The sequence below is a fragment of the Dellaglioa sp. CoH-55-MRSF-6 genome (assembly GCF_056782215.1).
The window spans coordinates 326,726-344,065 of record NZ_JBXAYJ010000002.1 but is presented as its reverse complement, the minus strand read 5'-3'; the positions used below and the strand labels follow the sequence as shown (position 1 = coordinate 344,065).

The 17,340-nt window shown below is 33.3% G+C and carries 15 protein-coding genes and 1 tRNA gene; 15 read left to right on the top strand and 1 reads right to left on the bottom strand.

The window, feature by feature from the left end; genetic code table 11:
* Positions 1–43 precede the first annotated feature (43 nt).
* The 4 genes from AC1RPK_RS03515 to AC1RPK_RS03500 all read left to right on the top strand — a co-directional run bounded on the left by AC1RPK_RS03515 (position 44) and on the right by AC1RPK_RS03500 (position 5,237).
* Positions 44–3,007, top strand: a complete 2,964-nt coding sequence (locus tag AC1RPK_RS03515) for a YhgE/Pip family protein (protein ID WP_481761168.1) — start codon at positions 44–46, stop codon at positions 3,005–3,007.
* An 83-nt stretch (positions 3,008–3,090) separates the two neighbouring features.
* A complete protein-coding gene (locus AC1RPK_RS03510; protein WP_409022730.1) occupies positions 3,091–3,531 on the top strand; it encodes a MarR family transcriptional regulator in 441 nt (146 codons plus the stop codon).
* A 141-nt stretch (positions 3,532–3,672) separates the two neighbouring features.
* A complete protein-coding gene (locus AC1RPK_RS03505; protein WP_481761169.1) occupies positions 3,673–4,860 on the top strand; it encodes an acetate/propionate family kinase in 1,188 nt (395 codons plus the stop codon).
* A 182-nt stretch (positions 4,861–5,042) separates the two neighbouring features.
* A complete protein-coding gene (locus AC1RPK_RS03500; protein ID WP_057973343.1) occupies positions 5,043–5,237 on the top strand; it encodes a hypothetical protein in 195 nt (64 codons plus the stop codon).
* Between the two features lie 54 nt (positions 5,238–5,291).
* Here the strand turns inward: AC1RPK_RS03500 and AC1RPK_RS03495 are convergent, their stop codons facing one another.
* Positions 5,292–5,912 (bottom strand): DedA family protein, encoded by a 621-nt coding sequence (locus AC1RPK_RS03495; RefSeq protein WP_481761170.1) that lies wholly within the window; start codon positions 5,910–5,912, stop codon positions 5,292–5,294.
* A 156-nt stretch (positions 5,913–6,068) separates the two neighbouring features.
* On the opposite strand from AC1RPK_RS03495, the gene AC1RPK_RS03490 reads away from it, so the two are divergent.
* The 11 genes from AC1RPK_RS03490 to AC1RPK_RS03440 all read left to right on the top strand — a co-directional run bounded on the left by AC1RPK_RS03490 (position 6,069) and on the right by AC1RPK_RS03440 (position 17,332).
* Positions 6,069–6,902, top strand: a complete 834-nt coding sequence (locus AC1RPK_RS03490; RefSeq protein ID WP_481761171.1) for a LicD family protein — start codon at positions 6,069–6,071, stop codon at positions 6,900–6,902.
* Positions 6,903–6,955: 53 nt separating this feature from the next.
* Complete coding sequence (locus AC1RPK_RS03485) at positions 6,956–7,147, top strand: hypothetical protein (RefSeq protein ID WP_481761172.1); 192 nt, start codon at positions 6,956–6,958, stop codon at positions 7,145–7,147.
* A 16-nt stretch (positions 7,148–7,163) separates the two neighbouring features.
* Positions 7,164–8,033, top strand: coding sequence for an SPFH domain-containing protein (locus AC1RPK_RS03480; protein ID WP_481761173.1), 870 nt, complete (start codon positions 7,164–7,166; stop codon positions 8,031–8,033).
* 56 nt (positions 8,034–8,089) lie between these two features.
* The gene (locus tag AC1RPK_RS03475) at positions 8,090–8,542 is read left to right on the top strand and encodes a YaiI/YqxD family protein (RefSeq protein WP_409022804.1); all 453 of its coding nucleotides are present in this window, start codon (positions 8,090–8,092) and stop codon (positions 8,540–8,542) included.
* Positions 8,543–8,566: 24 nt separating this feature from the next.
* Positions 8,567–9,931 carry an MATE family efflux transporter gene (locus AC1RPK_RS03470; RefSeq protein WP_481761174.1) on the top strand — a complete coding sequence of 455 codons (1,365 nt, stop codon included), beginning with the start codon at positions 8,567–8,569 and terminating at the stop codon, positions 9,929–9,931.
* 47 nt (positions 9,932–9,978) lie between these two features.
* Positions 9,979–10,049 (top strand) — tRNA-Gly (locus tag AC1RPK_RS03465).
* Positions 10,050–10,304: 255 nt separating this feature from the next.
* Complete coding sequence (locus AC1RPK_RS03460; RefSeq protein ID WP_481761400.1) at positions 10,305–11,960, top strand: ABC transporter ATP-binding protein; 1,656 nt, start codon at positions 10,305–10,307, stop codon at positions 11,958–11,960.
* Positions 11,960–13,729 carry an ABC transporter ATP-binding protein gene (locus tag AC1RPK_RS03455; protein WP_481761175.1) on the top strand — a complete coding sequence of 590 codons (1,770 nt, stop codon included), beginning with the start codon at positions 11,960–11,962 and terminating at the stop codon, positions 13,727–13,729. Before AC1RPK_RS03460 ends, AC1RPK_RS03455 begins: the two co-directional genes overlap by 1 nt.
* Positions 13,730–13,915: 186 nt before the next feature.
* Positions 13,916–14,962, top strand: a complete 1,047-nt coding sequence (locus tag AC1RPK_RS03450) for a MupG family TIM beta-alpha barrel fold protein (RefSeq protein WP_481761176.1) — start codon at positions 13,916–13,918, stop codon at positions 14,960–14,962.
* 3 nt (positions 14,963–14,965) lie between these two features.
* Positions 14,966–15,856, top strand: coding sequence for an N-acetylmuramic acid 6-phosphate etherase (gene murQ / locus AC1RPK_RS03445; RefSeq protein ID WP_481761177.1), 891 nt, complete (start codon positions 14,966–14,968; stop codon positions 15,854–15,856).
* A gap of 21 nt (positions 15,857–15,877) precedes the next feature.
* Positions 15,878–17,332: a PTS transporter subunit EIIC gene (locus AC1RPK_RS03440; RefSeq protein WP_481761178.1), complete on the top strand. Its 1,455-nt coding sequence runs from the start codon at positions 15,878–15,880 to the stop codon at positions 17,330–17,332.
* Positions 17,333–17,340 lie beyond the last annotated feature (8 nt).

Here is a 17,340-nt window from a genome sequence, read left to right as displayed (position 1 = left end):
ATAATCGTTAATGCCATTAACTAAAAAGAGAGGGTGGATAATTTTGTTCAAAGAATTTATGTCAAAGAATAAGAGGTCAGTTGCGTATATCGCAATTGCATGTTTAATTCCAAGTTTAATTGCATATGGAACCTATAAGTTAGTTTCAAGTAAGCAACAAATGGACACAGGAAATTTAAAAGTAGCTATTATAAATAACGATGAAGAAGCATCATTTAATGGAAAATCAATTGACGTTGGTAAGGAAGTTACTAAAATTCTTAAAACCAATAAACAAGCCAAATGGGAGTTTGTTAGCGCAGAAACTGCGAAAAAACATTTAGATTCAGGCGATTATACAATGTCAGTTACATTGCCAAGTAATTTTTCAAAAAACGCAACAACTGCACTTGATGAAACGCCAAAAGTGAGTTTGTTAAAAACAAAACAATCAGATACAAATAACTATGTTTCGCAATTGATTACAAAACAGGTTGCAGAACAATTGAAATCACAAGTTTTAACTAATATCCAAAAAGCGTATGATTCTGCATTACTTGGTTCCGTTAAACAATTAGGTTCAGGTGTTAAAGAAGCCTCAACTGGTGTAAAAACGTTAAATAAAGGAACCGTTAAATTAAAAAATGGTAGTAAAGAAGTTACTAGAAATTTAAATACATTGGCAACAAGTATGGTGACCTTTGATAAAGGTAATCAGACATTAAAAACAGGATTAAATACTTATACAACTGGGGTTGATACTTTAGCTGATGGTGTAAATACCTATACAACTGGTGTAGGTACACTGGTGAATGGTAATAATCAATTAGCCTCAGGAATTAATACACTTGTTGCTAGTGCACCAACCTTATCAAATGGTGTGACTCAATATGTTGATGGGAATAAAACATTAGATGCGGGACTTTCTACGTTGCAAACTGGCGGATCTACATTAGCAGCTGGTGTAGGCACGTTAGCAACTGGTGCAACTACATTAAATTCGAACTCGAATGATTTAAATAATGGTGCGAAAACATTAGCTGCAAGTATGTCAGGTAGCCAATCGTTACCGATGGCGGTAGCAGGTTTAACAGCATATTCAACTGGTATTAAAACTGGTGTAACTCAAATTCAAACAAGATTAAAATCTCGTAGCGAAATTATTAATCATATTCCTGAAATAATTCAACAAATTAAAGATACAAAGCAAGGATCAAAAGAATTAAAAGCTGAACTTGAAGAAATTTCAGGATCAATTGAAACATTACAAGCATTACCTGGATTAGTAACAAAATTGATGGCGGCAGGGGATAAATTAACAACTGTTCAAACTCAAATGAATGCAATTAATTCAGATACAACACAAAAGATGTTTAGTTTGACATTAGCTAAAGGTCAGGCATCGACTTCTAACAAGAAGGTTCGTACGATGATTAATGACTCAACAACAATGAGCCAAAAAGAAAAAGACACTGTTTTACAACAAATCACAAAAACAGATACAGCAATAACAACTGTTGGTACAAATATAACTGGGGTAAGTAAAAATTTAACAGATACAAAAGCGATGTTAGAGGCAGTGATGAGTGATGTAGGTGGCTTAATGGCTGAATTTAAATCAACAATGGGTGATGTAGATCTTAAAGCCATGTTGGAAAAATTTGCTAAAATTTCGACACAAGCAACTGCATTATTGAGTAATACTGATACCTTGACGAGCGATTCAATGATTGGTCTTTTAGGTGATACAAAAGACTTGAGTGATCAAATTGATTCATTAGTGATAGCATCAAATGCTAATGCACAAGTTGCTGGTAAATTAAATGCTAGTGTTAATGGTGCTGGTGTTGATGTTACAAGTGAAAAAACAATTAATGCAACAATTAAGAATTCAATCATGACAGGTAGTATTAACAAATTGTCAGCTGGTATCTTAGGATATACAGCAGGAACAGGACAAGTAACTGATGGTATTAATCAATTAAATAGTAATGTACCAACTTTAATAACAGGTGTTACTGCTTTAAGAGCAGGATCGCAAAAACTTGTTACAGCAGGTGGACAACTTGAGGCAGGAACACAAACGTTAGTTTCAGGTGGTACACAATTGAAAGCAGGATCTGATAAGCTTGTTAGTGGTGGTACACAATTGACAACTGCTAGTACACAATTGACAGATGGAAGTTCGAAATTAAAAGCGGCAAGTACACAATTAACAGATGGTGATACACAATTGGCAGCTGCTAGTCCTCAATTAGTTGATGGCTCACAAAAATTAGCTGATGGGTCTAAACAAGTAACATCAGGATTGGATACAGCTAATGATGGTGTAACATTATTAAATACTAAATTAGCAGCAGGAGCATCACAGGTTGGTAATATCAATTCATCTCCAAAAAATGTGGCTCAATTCGTTGAACCTGTTAAAACAGAAACTGAAAGTGACAATCTCGCTAAAACTTTGAAAAATACATTTGCCCCATTAGTGATTGTTTTATCATTATTTGTCGGTGCAATTGTAACTCAATTAATTTTATTCAGATACCGTAAGAAGAATGAATTATCACAAAACTGGTTACAGAACCTTTTCCTAATGTTATTTATTTCTGTTATTCAAACAGCAGGAGTTCTCTTATTAACATTATTCTTTAGTGTAACAATTGAACATCCAATTAGTTTCGTAATCTTTACGTTCTTATCGGGAATAATCTTTACTCTTTTATGTGTGGTAATTGACGAACTCCTTGGAACAATGGGTATTCTCTTATCTTTAGCATTACTACTCGTACAATTAGTGATTACAGGACAAGTTATTCCAAATACGATGTTATCAAATGCTTATCAAGTATTTGCAGAGTTCTTACCTGTTACACATGTATTAAATGGCTTCACATATGCAATTAATAGCCAAGGTTCTGGTATGATTGGTTCAGTGCTTGCATTACTTGTTACAGCCGTAGTACTGGGTGTGGTTTGGACGTTTGTAAATCGTAAACAATTAACGGTATCAACTGAAAAAGAAAAATAGAGATACAGTTGATTAGATATAGTAATTAACCGCGTTTTATGCTAAATTTAACTGTAGGTAGAACATGCAGAGGAGAATTAGCAATGACAACAACTAAGTTAATGGATGACTATATTAGTATGTATTTAGGAACTTTTAAGAATGTGGAAGGATTCATTTCACAACCTACTAGTGAGTTTAATTTATCTTTTGAACAATTCTTGATTTTAAAAGATATCCATAGCACTGAAGATATAAGCATGGTTGATATCGCTAAAAAAAGAAATGTTTCAAGGAGTGCAATTGCACGCCAATTAAACGTACTAAAACAATTAAGATACATCTATCAAGAACAAGACACAGTTGATAGAAGAAGAATAAACCTACGCTTGTCTGATCAGGGTGCAAAAGTAGAACGAGTTGTGACTGAGTCAATTAAGAAACGGTTTGATACTTGGGTAAATGTTTTAGGTGAAGATAAGGCAGTTCTACTGCTTAGTTTAATGAAAGAATTCGGGCAAAAAATAATGGTAGACAGAAAATAAAATTCTGTGTACCATTTTTTGCTTGAAAGTGTTGTATGCGTTTTCTATAAGTAGTATATTAGTTTAATATACTACTTAAAAAAATAATTGTTTTTTAAGGATTAAATTAATACCAAATGAAATCATTATTGGAGGAAGAATATGACAAAAATTATTGCAATTAACGCAGGTAGTTCAAGTTTAAAATTCCAATTATTTAGCATGCCAGAGGAAACTGTTATTGCTAAAGGATTGATTGAAAGAATTGGACTTAAAGACTCAATTTTAACGATTAAATATGGTAACGGAAAAAAATATGAAGATGTATTAGATATCGACAATCATTCAGTAGGTGTACAGTTATTACTTAAATTATTGCTTCAATTGGATATTATTGCTGATTTTAATGAAATTTCCGGTGTTGGACATCGCGTTGTTGCTGGTGGTGAATATTTCAAAAAATCAACATTAGTAAATGCCGATACAATTGCAAAAATTAATGAATTATCTGAATTAGCACCATTACATAATCCAGCTAATCTTTTAGGTATCCAGGCATTTGAAGAAATCTTACCAGATGCAGTAAGTGTCGCTGTATTTGATACAGCCTTCCATCAGACGATGCCAGAAGAAAGTTACATGTACAGTGTACCTTATGAATGGTATGAAAAATATGCCGCAAGACGTTATGGTGCTCATGGGACAAGCGTTCGTTATGTCGTCTCAGAAGCCGAAAAACTAATTGATAAAGACCCTAAAGAGTTAAAATTAATTACATTACATTTAGGTGCAGGAGCATCAATTACAGCTACAGTTGGTGGTAAATCAATTGATACATCAATGGGCTTTACACCACTTGCTGGAATTACCATGGCAACACGTTCAGGTGATGTAGATGTATCGTTAGTTGCTTACATGATGAGACAATTAAAAATTACTGATATAGATGAAATGATTAATATTTTGAATCGTGAATCTGGGCTAGTTGGTATTTCAGGGATTTCTCCTGATATGCGTGATGTTAAAGCTCAATTAGGAAAAAATCCTCGTGCTGATTTAGCTGTTAAAATCTATGTTCAAAATATTATTAAATATATTGGTCAATACATTGCAGAAATGCAAGGGGTTGATGGTATTATTTTCACTGCTGGTCTTGGTGAGAATGATCGGATTGTACGTCGTCGCGTTATTGAACATTTAGCATATTTAGGTGTTGGCTTTGATGCTGAAAATAACGAAAAAATGGGTGAACAGGTTATGCTTAGCACGCCAGAGTCTGCCGTTAAGATTTTTGCGATACCTACTGATGAAGAATTAGTTATTGCACGCGATGTTCAATCATTAATGTAAAAATAACCATTTAAAATAGTAGCTTAAAATAAGAGGGATATCACATTGTGATGTCTTTTTTATTTTGTAACATAACGGTAATATTTAAAGGGTTAACAAGTTATTAAAAAAGTGTTAAATTAGACATTATAAATTATTATTACTGACAACAAGTTGTTGTCATCATTCGGAGGCGTAACTTAATGAGTAGGTGTAAACTTGATATTATGAGTGAGTATCAAGCAGCGATGCAAAAACTTGCTGATCTTAGAAGTAACATTGGAAACAGACAACAATCATCAATTCGAGATAGCTTTTTCCAAGAGGAAAAATCGCTTGAAAGAGAATGTTCTGAACTGAATATTCTATTAGAAGCTATCGATGTTGCGGAAGATTAATCCTACTTTTTGAGAAATAAAAGTAGTAAAAAACGATTAAATTCATAATTGAATTTAATCGTTTTTTTTGTTCCTATTTAAATTAATTAGTTTGTAGATTCCGAAGAACGAAACGATTAATAAGATGATACCAACTACTGTAGCAAAAATATCAACTGTTGCTGCAACTTCCGCCCAAGCATTCCCAGCAAATGCCCCAAGATAAATGAGGACAGTATTCCAAATTAATGTTCCAAAAAAGGTTAATGGAATAAAAAAACGTAATTTACATTTCGTAATTCCAGCGGGAATAGAAATTAAACTTCGAACAATGGGAACAAAACGGCCTATGAAAATAGCACGATTTTCATATTTTACAAAAAATTCAGTCGCTTTTTCAATATGGATAGGTTTTAGACCAAGCCAAGAACCATACTTACTGGCGAAAAATTGATTTAAACGTTCTGTACTTAAAAAGCGACCGATCGAATATAAGATTAAAGCCCCGATAGTCGCCCCAATAGTGGCAGAAATAATTAAACCAATTGGTGTAAGAGAACTTGAGAGCGTCATAAAACCTGCAAATGTTAAAATGATTTCAGAAGGAATTGGTGGGAAAATGTTTTCAATGGTGATCAGTAACGCAACACCTAGATAGCCATGTTGGCCGATTAAGTCAATTATGGTTTCTTGCATTTAGGCACCCCTTTTATTTAATAATTAAAGCATATCATGAGCCAAAGAAATAAAGTAATGAAAAAGGATTAGCTTAATAAAAATTAAATAATTTTCGTATTCAGAGTTAAATTTGGTACAATTGAAGAAAGAATAAGACGATTTAAGGTGGTAAAAATGAAAATTGAAGAATTACACAAGGTAGAATTAGATTTAATCCGGGAAGTCGTTGAAATTTGTCAAAAAAATAATATAAAGTATTTTATGATTGGTGGCAGTTTATTAGGTGCGGTCAGACATCAAGGGTTTATTCCATGGGATGATGATGTCGATATTGGAATGGTAAGGGATGACTACGATCGATTCTTACAAATCGCTCCCCAAGAGATTAGCCAGCCTTATTATTTTCTACAAACTGATCAAAGTGATCCAAACTATGCATTTGGATATGCAAAACTACTTGATGAATCTATTCATGTTGAAGAGAAAAGAAATATTAATGACGCTAGAAAAGGTGTTTTTGTAGATATTTTTCCTTTTGATAAAGTCCCAACAGGTGATGTCGAACGATCTATTCAACAATCAAAATATCGATATCTTAACGCGAAAATTCTTTTATTGAGCAATTATCGTTTAATGGATACTGAAATTAACGCAAAGATTAGAAAATTACAACCTGATCAAAGTCGTAAAACCAAAGAGTATAAAGAAAAAAGAGACGAACTAGTAAGAACCTATAATCAAGATGACACCATTTCAGAATATAAAAATTTAGCTTCACAATACTCATATGAAAAAGAATTACTATCAGAAAAGGAATTAGCAGCCGTGATTCAAGTTCCTTTTGAGAACCTTACGGTAACTATTTTAAGGGCATATGATGCAATTTTAAGCCGTTTATATGGTGATTATTTACAATTACCGCCTGAAAGTAAACAGATTGAAAAGCATATTGAAAAAGTGACTATTTTAGATCGAAATGATTTTACTTTTGATAATGAAATTGATTGATTTTATGACGTAAATGAGATACGTTTAAAGATGACAAATGGAGGTGCTTTCATATGGATAGAAAATCAATTATTGACGAGCGGTTGCTTAACCGGGAATTTACAATTGACAGTAAAAATATTCATGGCACGGTCGAGTTTTTTGGTATCTACTATCATTATTTTAGTGATGAAACATTAGTAAGTGGAGATGTTGTTCGAATCATTAAAACACATGTTGAAGGGTTAGACGTTAAAAAAATATAAAGGTGGTTAAATTATTATGTTGGGACTTTTAGTCGTTATTATTATTGTTATATTATTGGTCATGATTTTACCAGCAACTATCCGAATTATTAGACAACCGCATCAAGGTGTTGTTATAACTTTAGGAAAATATGAAACAACATTAGCTCCAGGCTTACATTTTATTAAACCATTTATTTCTTCAGTAATTCGTGTTAGTACGGCACAACAACCTTTAGATCTTGATAAACAAGTTGTGATTACAAAAGATAATGCTGAAATTGAAGTTAAAATTTCATTGAAGTATCACGTTACTGACATCCAAGATTTTGTGTTTAAAAATGAAGACTCTGTTCGTAGTATGATTCAAGATACACGTGCCTCTTTGCGTGGCATCATTGGTAATAAAATGTTAGATGAAGTTTTGAATGGAACGCAAGAAATTAATCGCGGTTTGTTTGGCGAAATTTCTAATGTGACAGCTGGTTATGGATTAAATGTTGATCGAATTAATATTGATACAGTAAAACCTTCAGTTGAAATTCAAGATTCAATGAATAAGTTATTGAAAGCCGCTAGAAATCGTGATGCTACTGTTGCTGAAGCAGAAGGTTACAGTAAATCAGTTGCACTAAAAAATAAAGCTGATAATGATGCATGGGTTAATTCAGCCCAAGCAAAGGCTGAAGCAGTTAAAAAGACGGCCGATGCTGAAGCATACCGAATAGATGCAGTTAATTTATCATTAAATAAAGTTGGTAATGGTTATTTTGTTAGCCAAAATATTGAGGCTTTTAAAGAATTGGCCAAGAGTGACGCAAATACAGTTGTTATGCCAAGTAATGCGATAGATAGCTTAGGTCAAATTCCAGCAATTAATGCATTATTAAAACCAGAAGCTAAATAAAACTTTCAAGAGGTTATTCCTTGGAAGTTTTTTTACTAGGAATGAGAGTGGTTAATTTGAAAATTATTATTGATGGGGATGCGTCTCCTGTGAAAAATGAAGTTATAGCTGAAGCCGAACTACGGAATATCAGTGTGTTGCTAATTACAAGTACGCCACATTTCTCAACTAAAAAGTATCCTGAAAATGTTTCGGTTAGCTATGTTGATCAAGGTCCAGATGCGGCAGATTATAGAATTGTAAAGTTAGCTGAAAAATCAGATGTTGTGATTACACAAGATTACGGACTAGCTTCTCTTTTATTACCAAAAGGTGTGATTGTGATGCATCATAAAGGATTTGAATATACAGATACCAATATCGATAGTATGTTGGATTCAAGATATTTAAGTGCAATGGCAAGGAAATCAGGTCAACGTACGAAGGGTCCAAGCGCCTTTTCAAACCAGGATAGGGCTAACTTTAAAAAAGCATTTATTTTATTATTGAATGAAAAAGGAATTAAATAAATATAAAGAAAAGAAGGGTCTTATTTGCGATCGTTAACATCGGGTAATCCAGCAAAATTAATTTTTATGTTTACTATACCATTATTGGTTGGTAATTTATTTCAACAATTATATAGTATTTCTGATACGTTGATTGTTGGACAAACTTTAGGCGTGGATGCACTAGCTGCAGTTGGTTCGACCGGGAGTATTCAATTTTTGATTATTGGATTTGCACAAGGGTTAACTGCAGGTTTATCTATTATTACGGCACAACGATTTGGGGCAAAAGATTATCGTGGTGTTAGAAAAAGCTTTGCAGTGGGACTTTTGATTAGTCTAATTGCAACGGTAATTTTAACAGCGGTTAGTTTGTTTTTTGTAAAAGATATTTTAACACTTATGAAGACACCACCAGAAATATTTGATGATGCACAAACTTTTATTAGTATCATTTTTGGTGGAATATTTGCTTCAATGGCATTTAATATTTTATCTAATATTATTAGGGCGCTAGGGGATAGTCGCACGCCATTATACTTTTTAATTTTTGCCAGCATTATTAATGTTGGTTTAGAATTATTATTTATTTTGGTATTTCATTGGGGAGTTGCTGGCGCTGGTATTGCAACTATTATTGCGCAATCATGTTCCGTTGTATTCTGTTTAATTTACATTTATCGAAAAATTCCCGTCTTACATATTGGTCGACACCATTTTAGAGAAATCACGATGAAAGATGTTAACCAACACCTTTATGTGGCTCTACCAATGGCCTTTCAAGCTTCAATAATTGCGATTGGTGCAATTATGCTACAGTCAGCTTTAAACGGTTTAGGAACGACAGCAGTTGCCAGTACCACGGCAGCGTCTAAGATTGATCAATTATCAACACAACCAATGATGTCATTTGGAATTGGGATGGCAACTTTTACTGCCCAAAATTATGGCGCAAAAAAATATGGTCGTGTTTTAGATGGTGTAAAAAAGTGTCTATTAATGTCTGGAACATTCAGTATCGTTGCAAGTCTTTTAGTTATTTTATTTGGACAACAATTAGTTACACTGTTTGTTGGAAATAATGCACCAAAAGTTGTTGCATTATCGCAGGTTTATTTTAATATTAATGGGTCATTTTACTTACTTTTGTCAGTACTGTTTGTCATTAGATACACGTTACAGGGACTGGGACAAAGCATCGTACCAACAGTTGCTGGAGTTGTAGAATTACTGATGAGATCATTTGCAGCTATCTTTTTAGCTGGTGCTTTTGGGTATGCAGGAGCTTGTTTTGCAAATCCATTAGCCTGGGGTGGGTCATGTATTGTACTGATTTATTCATATATGAAGGCTGTACAAAATTTGAGACGTTTAGATTTTGAACAAAAGGCTGAAAATAAACATGCTTAATTAGTTATGACAAAAGTACGGAAATATGCTATACTAATCAACGTTCTGCGGGCGTAGTTTAGTGGTAAAATTCCAGCTTCCCAAGCTGATGTCGCGAGTTCGATTCTCGTCGCCCGCTTAAAAATGAATAAGATAATTATATTGAAACCAAGATATTTAATCTTGGTTTTTTTTTGTAAATTTTAACTGACTAAATAGAATATAATTAGTCAAAATGATTGCAATTAAGCGTTATTTTTGCTAAGTTTAGTAACTGATATTAGTTTTTTTGTATAAAAAAACATGGAACTGGACAGAATTGAGGGGGAAAAAAGTGGATATTTTATTAAAACATGCTAAAAAGTATCGGGTAGATATTTTTTGGGCAGTCGTCATGGTGGTTATCATGGCAATTTCAACATTGTGGCAACCTAAATTGTTACAAAAAGTAATTGATGCTATTTTAAAGGACCAGGGTGATAAAATCACGACACTTGGTTTGTACTTGATTGGAGTTGCTGTTATTGGATTGTTGGCAGGTGTTGTGAATACAATTCTATCAGCAAAAGTAGCACAATCAATGAGTGCAGATATTCGTGAAACTGCTTTTAGAAAGATTCAAACATTTTCTTTCAGTAATATTGAACGATTCCAAGCAGGGAATATTGTGGTTCGTTTAACCAATGATATTACCCAAATTCAAACGTTAATTATGACAATTTTACAGACATTAATTCGAGTGCCCATTTTATTTATCGGTGCATTCATTTTAGCTATGAATACAATTGCGGATTTATGGTGGATTATTGTTATTTTAATTGTCTGCGTGTTAGGTATTTCAATGTTAACTTTCGGTCGCATGGGACGCCATTTTGGGTTAATGCAAGGCTTAATTGATCGAGTAAATGAGTTAGCCAAAGAAAACTTGATGGGTGTGCGTGTTGTTAAGTCATTTAATCAAGAAAAAAATGAAGAAAAACGTTTCGATAAGGTTTCAGATGATTTAAATGCACAAAATATCTATGTTGGAACTCTATTTGCTGTTTTAATTCCAGCATTTACATTAATTGGAAATATGGCTGTCGTTGCCGCAATTTATTTTGTAGGTGATTTAGCTAAAGCAGATCCAAGTACAGTTACAGCTATTACTTCGTTTGTTAATTATTTAATGCAAATCATGTTTGCCATTATTATTGGTGGAATGATGATGACGTTTAGTGCTCGTGCAATGGTTTCAATTAAACGACTACGCGAAATTTTAGATGAAGAACCAGATATTTATTACCAAGATGTTCCAGAGGAAGATTTATCGGGATCTGTTAGTTTTGAAGATGTCTCATTCTCATATGAAGGCGATGATAAACCAACACTTAAACATGTTAGTTTTGATGTTAAACCTGGAGAAATGATAGGAATTGTTGGTGCAACTGGTTCAGGTAAATCAACTTTAGCCCAAATGATTCCACGATTATTTGATCCCCAAGAAGGAATGATCAAAGTTGGTGGTGAGAATTTAAAGGATGTTAATGAAAAATCGCTTCGTAAAACAGTAGCATTTGTTTTACAAAAGGCTATCCTATTTTCTGGCACAATCGCAGACAACTTACGTCAAGGTAAAGAAGATGCCAACGAGAAAGATATGGATATGGCCAGTCAAATCGCTCAGGCATCAGAATTTATTAATCGATTACCAGAACGTTATGATGCAGAGGTTGAAGAACGTTCAGCTAACTTCTCAGGTGGTCAAAAACAACGTTTATCAATTACGCGTGGTGTTATTGGTAAACCTAAAATCTTAATTTTAGATGATTCAACATCAGCACTTGATGCTCAATCAGAAAAATTAGTCCAAAAAGCATTAAATAATGAATTGAAAGAGACAACAACATTTGTTATTGCCGAAAAAATCTCATCTGTGATTAATGCGGATCGTATTTTTGTTATGGATGACGGTAAATTAGTTGGCGAGGGGACACATAAAGATCTCGTTGAAAATAGTCAAATTTATCAAGAAATTTATAACACTCAAAAAGGAAAGGAGACTGTCTAATGAAAGATATGAATAGATCGATGGCATTCTTCTTCCACTACTTGAAAAGCTATAAATTAGGTTTTACAGTTATGACTGTTGCAATTATTGCATCGACATACTTCCAGGTAAAAGCACCTGTGTATATGGGAAAAGCAATTACGGCATTGGCAGACTACGTAATTGGTTTAACAAAAGGAGTGAGTGATAAAGGAAATTTTGTTAGCTCATTGTGGATGTTATTCTTATTTTATATTTTTTCAATTGTAGCAATGTTTTTCTCAAATATTATTGTCACGTTCATTACAGGAAACTCGACAAATAGAATGCGAAAAGGGCTATTTGGAAAATTACAAAAAATGACAATTCGATTCTTTGATTCACATAAAGATGGGGATATTTTAAGTCGTTTTACAAGTGATTTGGATAATATTTCGAACGCAATGAATCAAGCCTTAGGACAAATTATGAGTAATATTGCTCTAATGATTGGGATTATCATTATGATGTTTCAACAGAATGTTCAGCTTGCCTGGGTTACGATTGCTTCAACGCCTATCGCGTTACTTCTTGCGGTCATTTTAATTTCTAAAACACGTAAGTATGTTGATATACAACAAAAAGAAGTTGGAAAATTAAATGGCTATATTAATGAAAAAATTAGTGGTCAAAAAATTGTAATTACTAACGGGCTTCAAAAAGAAGCTATTGATGGTTTCTTGCCATATAACGAAAATGTTCGTAAAGCAACGTTTAAAGGACAAGTCTATTCAGGGATGCTTTTCCCAGTTATGAATGGCCTCTCGTTGGTTAATACAGCCATTGTTATCTTCTTTGGTAGCTGGTTAGCACTGAACGGTGATATGGGCCGTACAACGGCTTTAGGACTAGTTGTCGTGTTTGTTCAATACTCACAACAATTTTACCAACCAATATCACAAATTTCTTCATTGTATAGTATGTTCCAACTTGCTATTACAGGTGCTAGTCGACTGAATGAAATGTTTGATGAACCAGATGAGGTCAACTCAACTGATAAGCAAAAATTAACGGGTCTAACAAATGGTGTTAAGTTAAGAAATGTTAATTTTGGTTATAATGCTAATAAAGAAATTTTACATGATGTATCAATTAATGTTGATAAAGGTGAAATGGTAGCTTTAGTCGGACCAACTGGTTCAGGTAAAACAACAATTATGAATTTATTGAATCGATTCTATGATGTTACAGGTGGTTCAGTTGAATTTGATGGCGTAAATGTTAAGGATCTTGAACTTCAAAGTCTTCGTGATCATGTTGGGATAGTTCTTCAAGAAAGTGTATTATTCTCAGGAACAATTCGTGATAATATTGTCTTTGGTAAACCTGAAGCATCAGATGAAGATATGATTTCTGCCGCTAAGCAAGCTAATATTCATGATTTTATTATGAGTCAAGAAAATGGCTATGACACGACAGTATCGGATGAAAACTCTGTGTTTTCAACTGGCCAAAAACAATTAATTAGTATCGCAAGAACAATTTTAACTAATCCTACGTTATTAATTTTGGATGAAGCGACTTCTAATGTTGATACAGTGACAGAAGCTAAAATTCAAAAAGCAATGGATACAGTTATTCAAGGGCGTACTAGTTTTGTAATCGCACATCGCTTGAAAACAATATTAGATGCTGATAAAATTGTTGTTCTGAAGGACGGTAAGGTTATTGAACAAGGTAACCATCAAGAATTATTGGATCAAAAAGGATTCTATTCTGAACTTTATAATAATCAATTTGTATTTGAATAAAACAGTGAAAAAATCTTTCAAGAATACTTTATATAAAGTATTCTTGAAAGATTTTTTATTTTAAATTAAGATATAAAGTAACAAAAAAAACAAAAAATAAATATATTTAATTGTAATTTTATATCATTCAAGGTATGATGTAACCAGTTAATGATAACGCTTTCTTTTATGAATGGAGGAGATATTATGTTGGGTTTTTCAATTTATTTAGGTGATAAGATTGACGATGATACAAAAAAATATATTGAAGTAATGCGTAAATCAGGATTTAAGGGTATTTTTACTTCATTACATATTCCTGAAGAAGATAGAAAAAAAACTATTGATGAATTAAAAACTTTGGGGAATTTATGTCTTGAAAATAACTTGAAATTAATGGTTGATATTTCAGAAAAAAGTTTAAAATTATTGGAATTTGATTTGAAAACTGCTGGAATTACTGGTTTAAGAATTGATTATGGGATTAGTATGGAAAAAATAGCTGAATTATCAAATAATATAGATATTGGATTAAATGCTAGTACGATTTCAGAGCTGGATATTAAGCAACTAGTTGATAATCATGCAAATTTTAAGAATATTGAAGCATGGCATAATTATTATCCTCGACCAGATACGGGATTAGATGACGAATGGTTAAAAAATAAGAATCATTGGTTAAAAAAATCAGGATTTACTACGATGGCGTTTGTGGCAGGAGATAAAATATTTAGAGGGCCAATTGGAAAGGGATTACCAACATTAGAAAAACATCGAAATTACAATGTATTGGCTGCAATGATAGATTTAATTGAGAATAATTATACTGATGACGTTTATATCGGTGATCCGCGAGTTTCACAAAGAACAATTAGTAAGATAGTTAACTATTTTACTAATCAAAGTATAGAAATAGATATTGAAAGTAGTTCGCATGAACTTGATAATATAGCATGGCATAATCGTGCTGACGTGGCTAGGGATGTTGTAAGGTTAGAAGAAAGTCGGATAAGAAATCAATTCACTATTGAACCAATAAATAATGAAGATGCTCGAACGAGAGGTACTATAACGCAAGATAATATGTTATATGGGAGATATACTGGAGAAATACAGATAGTGAAAAATAATTTACCAATTGATAAAAAAGTAAACCAAATTGGTACAGTTAAAAGGACAGACTTGGATTTAATTGACTATATAGGAGCAAAACAAAAAATAATATTTAATAATACAATTATAAAAGAGGGATAAAATATGGATATTACAAAATTAGTAACGGAAACTAGAAATGAACAAACTATGAATTTAGATGAGTTAAAATGTTCTGAAGTTGCAAGAATAATGAATGAAGCCGATATGACAGTTCCTAAAAGCGTAGAAAAAGAGTTATCGCAAATTAATGAAGCAGTTAGTAAAATTATTGAATCATTTAATAGTGGAGGCCGTTTAATTTATATGGGTGCAGGAACTAGTGGTAGATTAGGTGTCTTAGATGCTGCTGAATGTGTACCAACATTTGGAACAAATCCTAGCATGGTGCAAGGATTGATTGCTGGTGGTATGAAAGCAATGACTGTGGCAGTTGAAGGTGCCGAAGATTCAAACGAATTGGGTAAGTTGGATTTGGAAAATATTTGTTTAACAAAATTAGATACAGTAGTTGGAATTGCAGCAAGTGGTAGAACACCATATGTTATTGGGGGTCTTGACTACGCTAAACATCTTGGTGCGAACACAATAAGTCTGGCTTGCAATAAGGAATCAATTATTGGACGGCATGCTGATACGGCTATTGAGATTGAAGTGGGACCAGAGATATTGACTGGGTCTACTCGTTTAAAATCAGGAACGGCACAAAAATTAGTATTAAATATGTTGTCGACAATTTCGATGATTGGAATTGGAAAAATATATAAAAATTTAATGGTCGATGTTAGACCAACGAATGAAAAATTAGTTGAAAGATCAAAGCATATTATTATGGATGCAACTGGAGTAAGTTATGAACAAGCAAAATTAACATTTGAATTAGCTGAACATGATGTCAAACTTGCAATAGTTATGATTCTAACGGATAACGATTTGAATCAAGCTAAAGAAAAATTAAAGAAGGCTCATGGTTTTGTTAGGGAAGCAATCAAATAAAATATTTGGAGGGGTTAAATTATGGCAGACAAAAAAATCGAAAAAATTGCAAATGAAATTTATGATAATGTAGGGGGGCCAGACAATGTTGAAAAATTAATTCATTGTATGACTCGAGTTAGGATGACAATTAGGGATGAAGATAAAGTAGATATTGAAAAATTGAAAAATATCGATGGTGTCATGGGTGTTGTTGAAGATGATACTTTGCAAGTGGTAGTTGGACCTGGTACAGTCAACAAAGTTGCAGATGAAATGGTAAGACAAGTAGGGGTTAAATTAGGCGAACCTTTCCCTTTGAAGAACGTAGTACAATCAACTCAAATGACTGATAAAGAATTGGTTGAGAGCAAAGCTGCTAAAGTAAAAGCAGAACATAAAGCTAAACAAAAGCAAACGCCAATAAAAAAGGTGCTTAAAGCAATTTCAAATATCTTTGTTCCACTAATTCCTGTATTTGTTGGAGCAGGATTGATTGGTGGATTGGCTGCTGTCCTTGGAAATATGATGGTTGCAGGGGATTTAAGTTCGAGCTGGACAGATTTTATTGCAGTTTTAAATGTTATTAAAAATGGTGTTTTCAGTTATTTAGTTATCTATGTAGGGATAAATAGTGCCAGTGAATTTGGTGCCACTCCAGGACTTGGTGGTGTTATCGGCGCTGTCACTTTGCTGAGTGGGGTAACCCCTGAAGCACCTCTCCATAATATCTTTAACGGTCAGGCACTAAGTGCTGGACAGGGTGGAATTATTGGTGTTATTTTTGCAGTGTGGGTATTAGCTATTTTAGAAAAAAGATTGCATAAATGGATTCCGGATTCTTTAGATATTATTATAACACCGACAATATCATTATTTGTTATTGGAATGATGACAATTTTCTTAGTAATGCCAGTTGCTGGGGTTGTTTCGAATTCTTTAGTTACATCAATTAACTGGGTCTTAGAAGTTGGTGGTGCATTTTCTGGTTTTGTTTTAGGGACTTTTTTCTTACCAATGGTAATGTTAGGATTACATCAAATTTTAACACCTATTCATCTTGAAATGATTGCTAAGTCTGGATCAACATTATTATTGCCAATTTTAGCAATGGCAGGAGCTGGACAAGTAGGGGCAGCAATTGCATTATGGGTTCGTTGTCGTAAAAATAAAAAATTAACAAATTTAATTAAAGGCGCTCTACCAGTCGGATTTCTAGGAATTGGGGAACCATTAATTTATGGGGTTATACTACCTTTAGGACGACCAATGATTACTGCTTGTCTTGGTGGCGGAATCGGTGGAGCGGTGATTGGTGGGATTGGTCATATTGGATCTATTGCAATAGGACCTTCTGGGGTAGCATTGATACCTTTAATAAGTAATGGACACTGGATTGGGTATATTCTTGGATTGCTTGCGGCATATGCGGGCGGATTTATTTTAACATTCTTTTTTGGTATTCCAAAAGATGCTATGATTGAGACAGAAGCATAAGACATACC

Bases quoted from the DNA above. Each gene is read 5' to 3' on its own strand.
- AC1RPK_RS03440 (WP_481761178.1), top strand. From the start codon at position 15,878: ATGGCAGACAAAAAAATCGAAAAAATTGCAAATGAAATTTATGATAAT.
- AC1RPK_RS03450 (WP_481761176.1), top strand. From the start codon at position 13,916: ATGTTGGGTTTTTCAATTTATTTAGGTGATAAGATTGACGATGATACA.
- AC1RPK_RS03490 (WP_481761171.1), top strand. From the start codon at position 6,069: ATGAAAATTGAAGAATTACACAAGGTAGAATTAGATTTAATCCGGGAA.
- AC1RPK_RS03485 (WP_481761172.1), top strand. From the start codon at position 6,956: ATGGATAGAAAATCAATTATTGACGAGCGGTTGCTTAACCGGGAATTT.
- AC1RPK_RS03480 (WP_481761173.1), top strand. From the start codon at position 7,164: ATGTTGGGACTTTTAGTCGTTATTATTATTGTTATATTATTGGTCATG.
- AC1RPK_RS03495 (WP_481761170.1), bottom strand. From the start codon at position 5,912: ATGCAAGAAACCATAATTGACTTAATCGGCCAACATGGCTATCTAGGT.
- AC1RPK_RS03505 (WP_481761169.1), top strand. From the start codon at position 3,673: ATGACAAAAATTATTGCAATTAACGCAGGTAGTTCAAGTTTAAAATTC.
- AC1RPK_RS03510 (WP_409022730.1), top strand. From the start codon at position 3,091: ATGACAACAACTAAGTTAATGGATGACTATATTAGTATGTATTTAGGA.
- murQ (WP_481761177.1), top strand. From the start codon at position 14,966: ATGGATATTACAAAATTAGTAACGGAAACTAGAAATGAACAAACTATG.
- AC1RPK_RS03500 (WP_057973343.1), top strand. From the start codon at position 5,043: ATGAGTAGGTGTAAACTTGATATTATGAGTGAGTATCAAGCAGCGATG.
- AC1RPK_RS03460 (WP_481761400.1), top strand. From the start codon at position 10,305: ATGGTGGTTATCATGGCAATTTCAACATTGTGGCAACCTAAATTGTTA.
- AC1RPK_RS03455 (WP_481761175.1), top strand. From the start codon at position 11,960: ATGAAAGATATGAATAGATCGATGGCATTCTTCTTCCACTACTTGAAA.